This is a genomic window from Leucothrix pacifica (genome assembly GCF_003172875.1).
Classification (GTDB): domain Bacteria; phylum Pseudomonadota; class Gammaproteobacteria; order Thiotrichales; family Thiotrichaceae; genus Leucothrix; species Leucothrix pacifica.
The window spans coordinates 1-15,889 of sequence record NZ_QGKM01000077.1 but is presented as its reverse complement, the minus strand read 5'-3'; the positions used below and the strand labels follow the sequence as shown (position 1 = coordinate 15,889).

Sequence of the window (15,889 nt, the reverse complement as noted above, 5' to 3'; positions counted from 1 at the left end):
AATTACTATACAGACATCGCCCTATGCTGAAACCGCATGCTCTGATATTGTGCAATACACCCTTAACTGAGTTATTCCCATGAGCGACCTGACTGCATTAGCTGAAGAACTGGATAAAATCACAGAAACCGGGCATCCACCGGTGCATCTTTGGAACCCTGATCGCAAAGATGATATTGATATCGTCATCAAGCACGACTGTAGCTGGATACATGAAGGTGGGGAAATCAAACGCGAGAAGTTGGTTAATTTATTTTCCAGCGTATTGTGGATGGAAAACGGCGAGCATTATTTAAAAACGCCTGCCGAGCAGTTAAAAATCACGGTTGAAACTACACCTTTTTTAATCACTCAAATGACTGTCAGCCAGCAAGGTACAGCAGAGCAAGAAATTGCCTTTACCAGCAGTTATGGTGACACTATTATCTTGGGTGCGGATCACCCTTTAACGCTTAATAATACATTGATTGCTGATCAGGAAATCCCTTTGGTTGAAGTGCGTTACGGCATGCAAGGGCGATTAAGTCGTAGTGTATTTACGGAGTTGGTAGCGCTTGGTGTACATGAGACGACACCGGATGGAGATGTGTTAAATATCCTAAGTAATGGCATTAATCACCCACTTCGTTTTAGTTAAGCAAACGGACTAGTCTTTCTGATTTATCAATTTGGAATGACGCTGCACTTCAACGGATCTGAAAGTATCTTCACCTCCAACCATAGAAAAAGGCTTTCCGAAGAAAGCCTTTCCTGTGCCCACCCCTAATCTATTGTTAGATTAACGACATGTTCTGTAACGGAAGTTATACTTATATACGGTCTTTGCTGTCAGGTCCGCTGAATCAACCATCATCAGAGCTTCGTTACCGCGACGTGTTCTTACTGTCGCTGAAGTCTTAGAACGTAAAATGACATCTGCACCACAGGCTGACCAAACATTCGCAAATACACCCATGCGATCTTTAATGTGGAAGTCATTACTACGCGAGCCATACCAGTTCTTAGTTAAACTTGCCCCACGTGTGCCTGCAAAGAAGTAATCACGCTTAAAACTAGCCCGTGCGCCACGTGGCAGGTCGTTAAAGCCACGGTAGTCAGCATCAACGAATGATACACTGATACCTGCAGGAACTCTCAGACCGAATGCGATATCACATTTTTTACGGTCAAAGGTACGTTGGCCGTGGCCACCTGCTTCTGCGATATACTCATCAAATAATACTGATACGCTTTTCTTGTCAGATGCCAGTACAACAGATGCTGACCCTGCTGGACAACCGTTCCCGGCATAACCCACTTTTTCGATCTGAATACCACTAAGGTTTGGACCTGCGACTGCTGCTTGTGAAGCTGCCATTAAAAGAGCTGAAGTTGCTAATACTGTTTTAGTTTGCTTTAACATGATGTGTGCCTCTATTACCCGATTTGAATGAAGTTGAGGAGCCAATAAATTATTAAGTAATCCATTTAAATAATTGCTGCTCTTATTTATTAAAGCGTAAACTATTAAATAAAAGGCTCATTTAATTTAAATTATTTTTATATTTATTTATTAATAATAAAAACTAAAAAAGCCGCAGCTATTTCCCAATAGCTGCGGCCAACAAGACCCCTGTTAATGTATCTTGTTATCGAATTAACGACATGTTCTGTAACGGAAGTTGTACTTGTAAACTGTCTTTGCTGACAAGTCAGCTGAGTCAACCATCATCAGTGCTTCATTACCGCGGCGTGTACGTACTGTTGCTGATGTCTTAGAGCGAAGGATGACATCGGCACCACAAGCTGACCATACGTTAGCAAACACACCCATGCGATCTTTAATGTGGAAGTCGTCACTACGTGAACCTCTCCAGTTCTTAGTCAAGCTTGCACCGCGAGTCCCTGCGAAGAAGTAATCACGTTTAAAGCTGGCTCGTGCACCGCGTGGTAAGTCGTTGAATCCGCGGTAGTCTGCATCAATGAAAGATACGCTGATACCTGAAGGAATTTTTAAACCGAAAGCGATATCACACTTCTTACGATCAAAAGTACGTTGACCGTGGCCACCTGCTTCAGCGATATACTCATCAAACAATACTGAAACACTTTTCTTATCTGAAGCCAGTACTACTGAAGCGGAACCTGCCGGGCAACCGTTACCTGCATAACCTACTTTTTCAACTGTAACACCTGATAAGTTTGGACCAGCTACTGCAGCTTGTGAAGCACCGATTAATAATGCAGAAGTAGCAAGAATTGTTTTAATTTGCTTAGCCATAATAAAACTCCCAGTATCCTAAATAATATAAATGTGATTTAAAATTAAATCGTATTTTTTAATAAACCTTTTTTGAGTGACTTAATTAATCTGTTATTGCCGCTCTTGTCTTGTAAAGCGCAAACAGAAATAAAAAAGGCTCAGAAAAATTTATCAATATTTAGAATTTATCAGGAAATTTTACAGATAGGCTTTTAACTCCGGTATGCAGGAACCGCAATTTGTCCCTGCTTTCAAACACTTGCCGATTGCTTCAATAGTAGTCAAACCGTTAGTCTGGACAGCCTGCTGAATCGTTTTTTCGCCGATATTGAAGCAGGAGCACACAACCTTACCGGTATCCTCGACTACCACAGCGGGCTTACCCGACAATAAGCTCTGGCGATCTGACTTCGTCAGCTGATCTTGCGTGAATAATTGCTTCAGCCAGGTCGTCTCCGGTAGTTGTGCTGCAGATGGCCCAACAAACACACAGCTTTCTAAGGATTCACCAATAAAGCGCGCACCACGATACGTCTGACGGGCAGAATCAAAGTATTCAACCCAATTGGCTTTACCTTCGCCACATAAGACCTTACGACTCATACCCGCCCAATCTTCCGGTAACTGATCGCCTGCTAAGGCGTAATACCAAGCATCATCCACTTTCTGACAGTGCCAGTAGCTAGTATTAGACAGCGTGAGCTGACGTCGTGAAATAATAAAACCATGCCAAATAGTATTCAGCGGTTCAATTTCAACCACAGCATGTTTTGATTCAGGCTGACCTGAGAATGGATCAACCGCAGATGGAATCACATTACCTACCGTGGCAGAGTGGCCAAACTGCTGATTCCAGTGCATCGGGACAAAGACATTGCCCTGTTGTAAACCTTGATCGATTTTTGCAGGCAGACGTAATTCACCGAGTTGGTTATGCACCCGCAGTAAATCACCATCCTTCAAACCCCGGCTACTGGCATCCTGCGGACTAATCTCCACTGTAGGTTCACTCACATGCAGTGATAGACGCGAGGAAATACCGGTACGGGTAAGCGTGTGCCAATGATCTCTCACACGCCCCGTATTCATAACTAATGGGTATTCGTGACTCGCTTCGGATTGTGGCAGCGTTGGCGTCACACTAATAAAGCGCGCTTTGCGGCTAGGTGTGAAAAACAATCCATCTTCAAACAAACGTGTGGTTTCCATATAATCCTCCGGACTACCATCACTTGTTTCAATCGCCGAGGCATCCGCTGCTTTCAAAGGCCATTGCATCGGCTGTAATGCGTCGAAGGCTTCGCGCGACAAACCAGACAACACAGAAATATCAAAACAACGTTGCCCGTCATTCTTATATCCACTGAGCGTGGCATGCTCTTTAAACACATCTAGTGATGTCTGATACGGGAAGTCTTTGGCATAACCCATTTTATGAGCAACTTCCGTGACTATCTGCCAATCGGCTTTTGATTCGCCCTGTGCTGGCACAAAAGGACGCTGTCTTGAAATCGTGCGATCACTATTCGTCACCGTACCGTTACGCTCGCCCCAAGTCAGTGCAGGTAAACGAATATCAGCGTATTTCATGGTATCCGTATTGGCGATGCAATCCGATACAATGACACACTCACATTTTTCTAAGGCTTCACGAACGCGGTTGGTATCCGGCAGACTCACGGCTGGATTGGTAGCCATAATCCACACGGCTTTGACCTTGCCTTCATGAATGGCTTCAAACAGATCAACCGCTTTTAAACCTTGTTGCTGAGGAATTCTCGGGGATTGCCAAAATTCCTGCACTAACTCACGGTGCTCAGGATTTTCAATGTCCATATGTGCGGCCAGCTGATTCGCCAGACCACCCACTTCCCGTCCACCCATGGCATTAGGCTGTCCGGTGAATGAAAACGGTCCCATCCCAGGTTTACCAATTCTGCCCGTCAGTAGGTGGCAATTGATCAATGCATTGCCTTTGTCTGCACCGCTGGAGGATTGATTTACGCCCTGGGAAAAGACCGAAACGACTTTCTCGGTCGAGGCAAAGAGAGTGAAAAAGGCACTCACTGCCTCAACCGATAAGCCGCATTGCTCAGCGACTGCCACAACATCATTCGCGCTTATTTTTGCCTGTTCGATTGCGCCTTCCGAATTTTCGGTGTGTTGCGCGACAAAAGCAGCCGCTGTATGCCCATTGTCTGCCAGATACGCCAGCAAACCATTGTACAAATATGCATCTGAACCCGGCTTTACGGCCAAGTGCAGATCAGCTAAGTCCGCTGTCTGGGTGCGTCGCGGATCAATCAACACCACCTTTAACGATGGATTGTCTTTCTTAGCTTTTACCATCCGCTGATATAACACCGGATGGCACCATGCGGTATTCGTCCCGACCAATACAATTAATTCGCACTGTTCGAGGTCTTCATAGCTACACGGCACCAAATCTTCACCAAATGCCCGCTTGTGCGCGACAACAGCTGATGACATGCACAGCCGCGAGTTGGTGTCGATGTTGGCCGAACCAATGAATCCCTTCATCAGCTTATTGGCAACATAATAGTCTTCAGTCAGTAGCTGACCTGATACATAAAATGCCACCGAATCCGGCCCATGTTTGGCCGTGATGTCTTTCAGCTTTTGTGCCACCTCAGTGCTTGCCTCATCCCAAGACACCGCCCTACCGGCAATCTCGGGATGTAGCAAACGCATCGGATGATCCAGTGTTTCTGCCAGCGCCATGCCTTTAGAACACAATCTTCCCTGGTTAGCCGGATGCAATTTATCCGGCTTTACCGTAAACGATCCATCCGTTTCGGGTTGTACATTCACGCCACACCCCACCCCACAATAAGGACAGGTTGTGCGTACTGGACTTACACTTGCTTCAGACATCAGGCATTACTCAGCGATTACATTACACAATGGGCGGCGCGATCTGTGTCACGCAACCTTCTCTGTAGCCGGTTCTAGCTGAAGCAGCACTTTGCCCTGCTCAACTTTGACCGGAAACACATTGGTGCAGCCTTCATCGGGGGCAAAGGCAGAACCACTGGCAAGGTCGATTTTCCAATTGTGCAACGGACAAGTCACTGACGTGCCATGCATAATGCCTTGCGACAGTGGACCTTGCTTATGAGGGCAAGCATCACGTATTGCAAAAACAGCATCATCCGTTGATCTAAACAACGCAATGTCTGTGCCAGAGTCGACACTTACCACGCGTGAACCTAACACCGGGATGTTTTCCAGCGCTACAATCTCTATCCACTGACTCATACTAACTCTCCTAATGCGCTCACTTTAATCGGTGCAAACTCAAGTGCTTCTGTGCCTTGTGCACGCTCTTTCCACGGGTCTATCTGGGCTTTCTTCTGCGATATCGCAAAGCGCTCTGCCAAGGCCTTACGCTGCTCTGGTTCTTCCAGTGCTTTTTGTACTTTGGCCAAACCCACACGCTCAATCCAAGGTGCAGTTCGCTCCAGATAGTGTGCATCTTCACGATAGAACTGAGTGAACGCCGCACAGTATTCGAGCACGTCCTCTTCCGTTTGCACCTTACATAACAGGTCTGTCACACGTACTTTGATCCCGCCATTACCGGCAACGTGTAATTCATAGCCAGAATCCACACAGACCACACCGAAATCTTTGATAGTGGCTTCCGCACAGTTACGTGGGCAACCTGATACCGCGATCTTAAATTTATGCGGCATCCATGAACCCCAGGTCAGCTCTTCCAGCTTGACCCCCAAACCGGTGGAGTTCTGCGTACCAAAACGGCACCACTTCTCACCCACACAAGTTTTCACCGTGCGCAGACCTTTTGCATAAGCATGTCCGGAAACAAAACCAGCATTACTTAAGTCATTCCACATCGGCGGTAAATCTTCTTTCTTGATACCGAACATATCGATACGCTGACCACCTGTAACCTTCATTTCAGGAACCTTGTATTTATCCGCAATATCCGCGATGTCGCGTAGTTGTTGTGCCGTACACAGACCACCGAACATACGAGGCACAACCGAGTAAGTACCATCTTTCTGGATATTTCCGTGAGCACGCTCATTGATGAAGCGTGACTGAGGATCATCGACGTAAGTTTCAGGGAATGCACACAGTAAATAGTAGTTCAGTGCCGGACGACAGCTGGCACAACCATCCGCGTTACGCCATTGGAATTCTTCGCGTACTGCTTTCATGGTGGTCAGCTGCATATTGATAATGCCTTCGCGCACTTCATCATGCGTCGCATCGGTGCAACCACACACAGGTTTAGTGCTTGGCGTGGCAGAATAATCGCCACCCACTGTGTGAGAAAGCAATGACTCAACCAGTCCTGTACAAGAGCCACAAGAAGCAGAGGCTTTGGTATGCGCACGTACTTCATCCAAGGTGAAGATTTTGTGCTCATTAATGGCATTCACAATGTCGCCTTTGCACACACCATTACAGCCACAGATCTCAGCATCATCCGGTAGACCAGCTACCCGCGTTTCCGGATTATGACCAGAGTCGCCCAAGTGAGCCTGACCGAATAACAAAGTATCGCGGAATGCCGACACATCCGTGCCATCCTTCATCATCTGGAAATACCAACTACCATCAACGGTGTCGCCGTACATTACAGCACCTTTGATTTTGTCATCTTCCAGAACAATCTTCTTATAAGTACCTGTCGCAGCATCTTTGAAAACGATTTCTTCAGTATTCTCATTACCGATAAAATCACCTGCTGAAAATAGCTCGATACCGGTCACTTTTAACTTGGTTGATGTCACAGTACCTTCATAACGAGCGATACCGAAATTCGCCAAGTGATTCGCGCAAACCTTAGCCTGATCCCATAATGGTGCAACCAGTCCGTAAGCGATGCCGCGATGCTGTACACACTCACCTACTGCATAGATTTTTGGATCGTAGGATTGCATGGTGTCATTCACCACAATACCGCGCTCGCAGTACAGGCCAGCAGACTTAGCCAACGCAAAGTTTGGCTTGATGCCCACCGCCATGACTAACAGATCAGCTTCAACTTCTGTGCCATCATTAAAGCGCAGACCAGTTACACGCTCATCACCCAGTACTTCAGAACTGCTGTGTTTCATTAAGAACTTCATGCCGCGCTCTTCCAGCGATTGACGTAGCATTTCACTGGCAGGCTCATCTAATTGACGATCCATCAGTGAGCCACCCAGATGCACAACCGTGACATCCATGCCTTGCTTCATCAAACCATTTGCAGCTTCCAGTCCTAACAAACCACCACCAATCACAACGGCCTTCTTATAGTTCTCAGTGGCGCTCATCATGGTGTTGACGTCTTTGATATCACGGAAGCCAATCACGCCTTCTTTATCTGCACCCGGTAGTGGCAACATAAACGGTGTAGAACCTGTCGCAATAATCAAACGATCATACGGTACGGTAATACCGTCATCAGTCACGACCTGCTGGCGACCACGCTGGATTTCTGTGACCTTTTTGCCTTTGTGCAATGTGATGTTGTTATCGATATACCACTGCTCATCATTCAGCATGATCTCATCGATGGTCTTTTCACTGGCCAGCACTGGCGACAACATGATGCGATTGTAGTTACCATAAGGTTCTTCACCAAATACTGTGATGTTGTACAGGTCGGAATCCAGCTTTAGCAATTCTTCCAGTGTTCGCACGCCGGCCATGCCGTTTCCGATCAAGACTAAATTTTGTTTAAGCATTACGCTCTCCTAAAAAACAAAAAGCCCTGAGACACACGGTTGTCTAACCGATAGGCTCAGGGCTTCGTTACCCGAATTTATGTATGCGTGGCGACACGCCAATTGTGGTTTGCTTTGTCATCGCCGTTGATGACTGCAAGGTCTATAGAGTTAACCAAGCAATTACAGTGCCAAGAAAAACAAAATCAGGCGATAATTTAAATTCCCTTTTTAAAAACAGTCATATAGAAAATCGGGCAGTATTTTCTAGTTGGCTGATAAGTGACCGGCCTGGTACGCACCGCTCCACATTGGTGCAAAACGATTAAAATAATGCTTCACGGCGAACAACTGAACCGAAATGAGTCATCTAACTCCACTGGAAGCAGTAAGGTACTGAAGGAAAGTGCTCTTGCCTGATCGCAAATGGCCTTTTTGTTACCCTCATTCTGAAGATACTCTTCTTTGTACTCGGTATGAAACACCGCTTTTCCGGCTTTGATAAAAGGCGTCAGGGTGTCGCACTCCTCATATTCAAAGCACTGTTCATTCACTGCGAAGTCATAATAGTCGATCAAGTCTGACACCTGATCCAAGTCGTTTTTTAAGCCTACAGACAAACCTCTGGCATGTGCGGCATTGGCAATGTTTCGGTTAAAGGCCAACTGATCTTTCGCGCTTAGTTTGAAACCAGGATTATTGGTATAGCCATCCATATTATCCGGCTCGACGCCATCACAGCCCTTTTCAACAGCCAGATCCATTCTTCGAGTCATAATCGACAACACATTACTTGAGCGAATATCTAACCAACGCTCATTCTCATAACCGTCCAGTGCATTACCCAGTTCCGCCGCTTTAAAATCCTTCGCGTCATCTCGCCAACCCTCATAAGAACCCGCGGAGAAATAACAAATCACCTTGCTACCGCTTGATTGAATGTCGTAGATTAAGTCTGCAGAGCTATCAAACAGGTCAATATCATAGATATCAACCTGATACTGCTGATTGACCTTTCCGGATAACTGCCATTGCCAGGTTGCACCAACCGCGGGACGATACCAATCACCGTCGGTGACAGGCTCAATATCATTTCCTGAAACGCAGGCTGACAGCGCCATGATTGAGACTAAAATGATCTGCCAAAACGATCGCGTCATTCGTTTTTTCATTAGAAATCTCGCTGCAAGCGGATAAGAAGCTCCACCGCTGTTTAAGCCTTTAAAGCCTCCGGTACCACAAGGTTCGGGCATGGCTTACCTGCCTCTACCAAACTGATATTCGTCAGTGTCGTATCTGAAATATTTTGTAGTGCATTCGAGGTAAAGAAAGCCTGATGACCCGTGATAATCACATTCGGGAATGACAACAATCTTGCGAATACATCATCCTGAATGACTTTTCCGGAGAGGTCCTCAAAGAACAAATCGGCTTCTTCCTCATAAACATCCAATCCAACGTTACCAATCTTGCCTGTCTTAAGACCTGCAATCAGCTCCGCAGCATCAATCAAGCCGCCACGGCTGGTATTGATGATCATGACGCCTTTTTTCATTCGCTCAATAGCTACTTCGTCGATCATATGGTGAGTGTCTGGATTGAGAGGACAATGTAGGCTAATGATATCTGATGTTTCAAACAGTGTCGGTAAATCAACGTACTTCGCTCCAACTGCTTCACATGCTGGGTTTACAGCAATATCGTATGCATGCACATGGCAGCCAAAGCCTTTCATGATTCTGATAAACACCTCACCGATCTTACCGGTACCGACCACGCCTACGGTCTTACCATGTAAGTCAAAACCAAGTAATCCATCAAGCGCAAAATTTCCGTCATGCACACGGTTGTGAGCACGATGGATTTTGCGGTTCATCGCCAACATCAATGCTACCGTATGCTCAGCAACCGCATAAGGCGAGTAAGCAGGCACTCGGACCACCAACATCCCCAAACGTTGGGCTGCCTGTAAATCTACATTATTAAAACCGGCACAACGTAAAGCAATGACACTTGTACCACCCTGCTTTAGGATTTCTAGCGTCGACTCATCCAACGTATCGTTTACAAACACACAAACCGCGTCATAGCCTTTGGCCAGCGGCGCAGAAGCCACTCTCATGTGCGCTTCGAAATAGTCTATTTCGTGATTATGTTTTTCGTTCTCTTCATCGAGAAAACGGCGGTCATAAGCTTTGGTACTGAATACGGCTATTTTCATGATTATATGCTTCGCTTAGTGATTTCAGGTGGTGCAACTCAACATAGCATAGTTTTTATTTGCTTTGATGACACCTTTCACACCCCTACTATCCAACCTACTGTAAGCACTATGCTATAAATACCCTTTAATCGTTTATTCAGGCCACCACATGCACGCACTATTACAACAATACTTTGGCTTTAATGAGTTCAGGCCGGGTCAAGAGCAAGTCATCCAAGCCTTAGTTGATGGCCATAGCGCAGCGGCTATTTTCCCTACCGGCTCAGGTAAATCACTTTGTTATCAACTGCCCGCCCTACAGCTCCCAAACCTCACTTTAGTGGTGTCTCCTTTATTAGCATTGATACAAGACCAGCTCGACTTTCTACAAAGCAAAGGTATTGCCGCGTCGAGTATTCAATCGATGCAAAGTCATGCTGAAGCGGCGCAGGTCTACAAACAAGTGGCTGCTGGCGAGATTAAGATATTATTTATCTCTGTAGAACGTTTGAATAACGAGCGATTCAGAACCTTTTTGAAGAAAGTACCCATTTCACTGCTCGTGGTGGATGAAGCACATTGCATTAGTGAATGGGGGCATAATTTCCGCCCTGACTATCTAAAACTCGCCAGTTACCGTGAAGAATTTGCGATTGAGCAAGTACTGTTATTGACCGCAACCGCGACGCAAAAAGTCATTGAGGATATGGCCGCGAAGTTCCGTATAGACCTCAACAATATTGCCTTAACTGGCTCCTACCGCAGCAACCTAAATTTATCGGTAGTGGGTGTAAATGAAACTGAGAAACTATCAATATTAGTACCGTGGTTAACTGATCGTCAGCAGGAATCCGGCATTATCTATGTGACCTTGCAACACACGGCAGAACAAGTCGCAGATGCATTAACCCAGCAAGGCATCCCTGCGACGGCTTACCACGCCGGTTTAGGCAACGAATTACGACAAGACATTCAACAGCAATTCATGAGCGGACAGCTGCCTTTAATTGTAGCAACAATTGCCTTTGGTATGGGCATTGATAAAAGTGATATTCGTTTTGTCGTGCATTACGACCTCCCTAAATCTATTGAAAACTATGCGCAGGAAATTGGCCGTGCAGGTCGGGATGGTAAAGCATCTAACTGCCTTGTGCTTGCTAATCACAACAACCTGAATGTACTAGAGAACTTTGTTTATGCGGATACACCAGAAGGTTCCGCCATTGATTTTATTATTAATGAAATAAGCCAGTCGGCAGGTGATTGGGAGGTTCTAATGAACAGCCTGTCGAGCCAATCCAATATCCGTTTATTAGCGTTAAAAACATTACTCGTTTACTTGGAGCTAGAGCGAGTGATTCGACCCGCTTATAGCTATTACGCAGAATATAAATACAAGTTTTTAGTGCCAGAAAGTGAAGTGGTAGCTCGCTTTAAAGGCGAGCGTGCGCAGTTTGTGCAAGCGATATTTGACACATCCAGCAAAGCCCGGACATGGTCAACTTTAAACTTTGAGAAAATGCAGCAGACCTATCAGAGTGAACGAGGACGGGTGGTCACTGCGGTTGATTACTTGGATCAGCAAGGTTTGATTGAGTTACAAACAAAGCAAATGACCCAAGTTTATAAGGTCGATAAAACACAAATAAACGCACATCTGCATGATGAATTGGTGCAACGATTTGTGCAAAAAGAAGAGAGTGAAATCAAGCGTATTCACCATTTGTTGGAGTTCTTTGGGAGCACTGAGTGTTTGAGTTTACAGTTAGCGCAGTATTTTTCAGATGCTAATTTACAAGGCCCTTGTGGGCATTGCTCTGTGTGTTCAGGACATCCGGCACAGATGCCTGTGGTGGCAAGTTTAAAACCTTTGTCGCAGTATAATGCGGATGAATTGAGTGCTGAGATATCCGAAAAATTAGGCGTTAATGACAGCACGCTGTTAAGGGCTCGATTTTTCTGTGGGTTGACGACACCCATTTTTACACGCTTGAAAGTGCGTCAAGTATCGGGCTTTGCTTTGCTGGAGAAGTATCGGTTTTCGGATGTGTTGGCTTGGTTGGAGGGGTAATTACTTCACAATAATACCCTTAGTCTGTATCTATATACTTACTTATTAACCCTTACTTTGTGTTATTTTATATTACAAACAACCCTTACTTTAGGAAATAATGTTCCAGAGATACATACTAAACGGACTGACAGAGTGGTCTGAAAGACCCTACCGCAAGCCGCTAATACTACGTGGCGCAAGGCAAGTGGGCAAAACTACTGCCGTCTCAATGCTGGCTGAAGACTTCGACCAGTACATCTACCTCAACCTGGAACTCAAAGAAGATCGCCAATTATTCGAACAGGGTTACGCAGTCTCTGAGCTATTCGAAGCCATTTGCTTTGTCAAAAACAAAGACCCACAGAAAAACCGGACGCTGCTCTTCATTGATGAAATTCAAAGCTCACCAGAAGCAGTCGCTAGCTTACGATACTTTTTCGAAGAGTTAGCTCACCTCTATGTCATTGCGGCAGGCTCACTTCTGGAGAGCTTGCTGGGTAGACACATCAGCTTTCCGGTTGGGCGTGTTGAATATTTACGGATGCATCCGCTGACTTTCGAGGAATTTCTGGGTGCAACGGGTGAAACTCAGGCTGTAGCAACGCTACACCGCACTCCTCTGCCTGACTTTGCCCACGACAAACTACTCAAACTATTCCATCGTTACACACTTATCGGAGGCATGCCGGAAATTGTTCAGCGTTATGCTGAATCCAAAAATCTGGCGCAACTAAAGACCATCTACGAAAGCCTGATCACCGCCTACCTCGACGATGTAGAAAAATACGCTGACAAAGATTCAAAAGCAGAAGTCATTCGGCACGTCATACAAAGCGCCTTTCACGAAGCAGGCAGTCGCATCAAAATGGCAGGCTTCGGGCAGTCCAATTATGGTTCTAAAGAGATTTCTGAAGCCATAGCGATACTGGAAAAAGCACTATTGTTACGCCGTGTTTACCCGACCACTTCAATGCAATTACCACTGATCCCAAACTTTAAAAAATCACCCAAGCTGCAACTATTAGACACAGGCTTAGTTAACTTCTTTTCAGGCATACAAACGGAGGTGTTTGGAAGTACTGATTTGAACGCTCTGTATGGTGGCAGAATTATCGAGCACTTGGTTGGTCAGGAGCTACTTGCCAGCCATGACTCTATGCAATTTACACCGCATTTTTGGGTACGTAAAAAGGCTCAATCAAATGCCGAGGTGGATTTTGTGCTGGCTCATGGGAATAAAATTATCCCTATTGAAGTAAAGTCTGGCGCAACCGGACGATTGCGTTCCCTGCATTTATTTATGGATCAGGTTGAACATGGCTATGCAGTGCGTTTGTATGCTGGGAAATTGAGTGTTGAGGATGTGACAACGCTGGAAGGGAAGGCTTATAAGCTGCTGAATCTACCTTATTTTTTGGCTGGCAGGCTTGAGGATTATTTGGAGTGGTTTGTTAAATAACCAGTAACTATAAATACCCCTCCAACTACTAGAACCCTTTTGTAGCTGCTGAGTTTTACAGCTCTATGAAATGACTGAATTTTTATTTTATCCCAAAACTCTGGAATAGCTTCTTTGTGTAGGCCACTATCTAATTTACCTACACCTGCCTGAAGCTCTGCTAGTAGATCGAATGTTTCTGCTCCGTCACTTCCACCAGTGTATATTCTTCATCAGAATCATCCCATGCCGCTTTCAAATAATTATTTGGCTCAGGGGGAGTCTCTAGAACACTCATAAAGAACTGCCATTCAGTCTCACTTAGCTCAAAGTGTTGATGTGCCTGTAATACATCTCGCGCCTTTTCCACCGCAGCACTCATCAAGAATGCACTTAATGTGCTTCCATTAATTTCCGCAGCTTTTGACAACACTTGCTTCACATCACTAGGAATTTGAATTTCAATGCGCTCCAAAGAAATAGTGTTCATAATGTCAGCCCTTTAATAATTCACATAACAACATGGCTTCCCACTCTCGCTTGTAGGCTTGTCTAAACAAGAGTTAAGGGTTAACTCAATTAGCTTACACAGATACTAAAGAAAGGCCTAACTTGAGAGACTCATTTACCCTCTTCTCTAACTGCAGCACTTCAGCTACGATATTTTCATCAAAAATCGACTTGTTTACCTCCCGAAGAACCTGCGTCCCTAGCTTTTCAGCTTCGATGAACCCCCTCAGATTAAAAACAAAGGTGGAATCGGAAATTCTGTAGTTTTCATATTCCGAAATAGGACAGAATCCCAAATAATCCGCTATTGCCTTATTGTTTGCTCTCAAAAAAGCTTCAATATTTGCCTTAACAGCCCCACTAAATTTAACGAAATCAGAAGTAGCCACCTATCATCCCAGTATATGCCAAGAAACTCACCCTCCTCTGTGGCTTTTACCCTAGTATCTTGTCCAATTACAGCTACCATATCCGCATAACCAACATCGGCGACCTCCCCTTCAGTAAGCCCCAGAAGACGCTTTTTAGTGGGTAGGAGGTAAAATCTCAAATACGAGGTCTGATCGATAGTGGACAGAAAAAATAGGGTATTCCTCCATTTGGCAAACTTTTCGTCATTTCCTATCAATGACTCATAATAAACCTTCTTCGAATCCTCAGGCAGACGAGAAACAAAGGATGCTGAAAAGAACTCTTGTATCGATTTATGAGAAAAGCTATATGATTCAAAACCATCAGATACAAGAAGTCCCGTAATTTTAAGATAATCCGATAATAGTGACTCGGGCACTACACTCGTTATTCCTTCAAACTTAACGGCTTCCTCAATCACACCTAGCAGTTTGTACCTATCAGACCGTAAAACATCTATTTTTTGGGTCAGGAAACAAAATGTTTCAAACAACTTTTGGATTATAAAGTCTGACAATCCTGATTCACGATCTCGCTTAAAGCCAACCTTCATCCTGTCATGCCGATAGAGCATCGTCGGAAAAATTAAAGAATAAAACTCTGCAACGGTATCAGGCTTAAATTGACGTGCCTTAAAGGTAATGACGAACAGAGTCAACATCAACGGTGTAGCAGTGACCTCAGGTAGAATATCGCTACAAAAGATCACATCCAGAATCATTTCACGATCCTGCTTGTTTTCCGTCAGCTTAATTATGAACTCCTTCTTTGTCTCCTCAGATAATGGAAGTATTGGAAAAGTATGAAAATAAACTGACCCTCCTAGCCCAGAGTTTGGCCTCGAAGATACAACCACTGTGGTATCAGGATAAGCTCTAGCTAAGCTCTCTAGCTCCCTTGCCATTCTGCTTCTTTCTGAGGATTTGATTTCATCAAACCCGTCGAGCAGCAGTACAAGTCTATTACTTTTCATTAGTACAGCGAATATCTCGGGATCAGCTTCTATGCCGAGCTCGTCAAGGTGAGCCAATATTGCTTCATCTAAACCACTCTTCGAATCCAAGTTCCTAAACTCAATAAAAAGAGGAATATACTGCTCACGATCTCGCTCTTTCATGCAAAGGTGCCTCATCAAAAGAGACTTTCCAGAACCTGCGACCGCTTCGATCAGAACCTTCTTTTTACCAAAAAAGTCTACATTATCAACTGAGTCCACTCCACGAAAAACAGCGGCGCTGGGAACATAAACCTCGTACAAGTCACATATTTTTTCAGGATTAATAACTGTGCGTACTTGCTCAACAGGTGCTAGTAGTGCATCATTTTT

General features: G+C 45.0%; 13 protein-coding genes. 3 read left to right on the top strand and 10 right to left on the bottom strand.

Annotation, left to right across the window (positions count from 1 at the left end; genetic code table 11):
• Positions 1 to 79 precede the first annotated feature (79 nt).
• Positions 80 to 637: a DUF1285 domain-containing protein gene (locus tag DKW60_RS19625; RefSeq protein WP_109839373.1), complete on the top strand. Its 558-nt coding sequence runs from the start codon at positions 80 to 82 to the stop codon at positions 635 to 637.
• A gap of 141 nt (positions 638 to 778) precedes the next feature.
• Here DKW60_RS19625 and DKW60_RS19620 read toward each other — a convergent pair whose 3' ends face one another.
• From DKW60_RS19620 to DKW60_RS19590, 7 genes are all read right to left on the bottom strand, one after another.
• A complete protein-coding gene (locus tag DKW60_RS19620; RefSeq protein ID WP_109839372.1) occupies positions 779 to 1,402 on the bottom strand; it encodes a DUF4360 domain-containing protein in 624 nt (207 codons plus the stop codon).
• A 234-nt stretch (positions 1,403 to 1,636) separates the two neighbouring features.
• Positions 1,637 to 2,260, bottom strand: a complete 624-nt coding sequence (locus tag DKW60_RS19615) for a DUF4360 domain-containing protein (protein ID WP_109839371.1) — start codon at positions 2,258 to 2,260, stop codon at positions 1,637 to 1,639.
• A 180-nt stretch (positions 2,261 to 2,440) separates the two neighbouring features.
• On the bottom strand, positions 2,441 to 5,137 hold the full coding sequence (locus DKW60_RS19610) for a nitrate reductase (protein ID WP_109839370.1): 2,697 nt from the start codon (positions 5,135 to 5,137) through the stop codon (positions 2,441 to 2,443).
• Positions 5,138 to 5,185: 48 nt separating this feature from the next.
• Positions 5,186 to 5,521, bottom strand: coding sequence for a nitrite reductase small subunit NirD (gene nirD, locus DKW60_RS19605; protein WP_109839369.1), 336 nt, complete (start codon positions 5,519 to 5,521; stop codon positions 5,186 to 5,188).
• Positions 5,518 to 7,968 carry a nitrite reductase large subunit NirB gene (gene nirB, locus DKW60_RS19600; RefSeq protein ID WP_109839368.1) on the bottom strand — a complete coding sequence of 817 codons (2,451 nt, stop codon included), beginning with the start codon at positions 7,966 to 7,968 and terminating at the stop codon, positions 5,518 to 5,520. Before nirB ends, nirD begins: the two co-directional genes overlap by 4 nt.
• 317 nt (positions 7,969 to 8,285) lie before the next feature.
• Positions 8,286 to 9,200: an endo alpha-1,4 polygalactosaminidase gene (locus tag DKW60_RS19595; RefSeq protein WP_219988845.1), complete on the bottom strand. Its 915-nt coding sequence runs from the start codon at positions 9,198 to 9,200 to the stop codon at positions 8,286 to 8,288.
• Positions 9,161 to 10,168 (bottom strand): 2-hydroxyacid dehydrogenase, encoded by a 1,008-nt coding sequence (locus tag DKW60_RS19590; RefSeq protein WP_109839366.1) that lies wholly within the window; start codon positions 10,166 to 10,168, stop codon positions 9,161 to 9,163. Before DKW60_RS19590 ends, DKW60_RS19595 begins: the two co-directional genes overlap by 40 nt.
• A 151-nt stretch (positions 10,169 to 10,319) precedes the next feature.
• On the opposite strand from DKW60_RS19590, the gene DKW60_RS19585 reads away from it, so the two are divergent.
• Both DKW60_RS19585 and DKW60_RS19580 read left to right on the top strand, forming a co-directional pair.
• The gene (locus tag DKW60_RS19585) at positions 10,320 to 12,221 is read left to right on the top strand and encodes a RecQ family ATP-dependent DNA helicase (protein WP_109839365.1); all 1,902 of its coding nucleotides are present in this window, start codon (positions 10,320 to 10,322) and stop codon (positions 12,219 to 12,221) included.
• A gap of 100 nt (positions 12,222 to 12,321) precedes the next feature.
• The gene (locus tag DKW60_RS19580) at positions 12,322 to 13,662 is read left to right on the top strand and encodes an ATP-binding protein (protein WP_109839364.1); all 1,341 of its coding nucleotides are present in this window, start codon (positions 12,322 to 12,324) and stop codon (positions 13,660 to 13,662) included.
• 160 nt (positions 13,663 to 13,822) lie between these two features.
• Here DKW60_RS19580 and DKW60_RS19575 read toward each other — a convergent pair whose 3' ends face one another.
• The 3 genes from DKW60_RS19575 to DKW60_RS19565 form a co-directional block, all read right to left on the bottom strand.
• Complete coding sequence (locus DKW60_RS19575; RefSeq protein WP_109839363.1) at positions 13,823 to 14,131, bottom strand: type II toxin-antitoxin system TacA family antitoxin; 309 nt, start codon at positions 14,129 to 14,131, stop codon at positions 13,823 to 13,825.
• A gap of 94 nt (positions 14,132 to 14,225) precedes the next feature.
• Positions 14,226 to 14,540, bottom strand: a complete 315-nt coding sequence (locus tag DKW60_RS24740; protein ID WP_425451369.1) for a hypothetical protein — start codon at positions 14,538 to 14,540, stop codon at positions 14,226 to 14,228.
• Positions 14,477 to 15,889 (bottom strand): NACHT domain-containing protein (locus DKW60_RS19565; protein ID WP_109839361.1); only part of this gene is annotated, 1,413 nt, incomplete at its 5' end. The genes DKW60_RS24740 and DKW60_RS19565, both read right to left, overlap by 64 nt.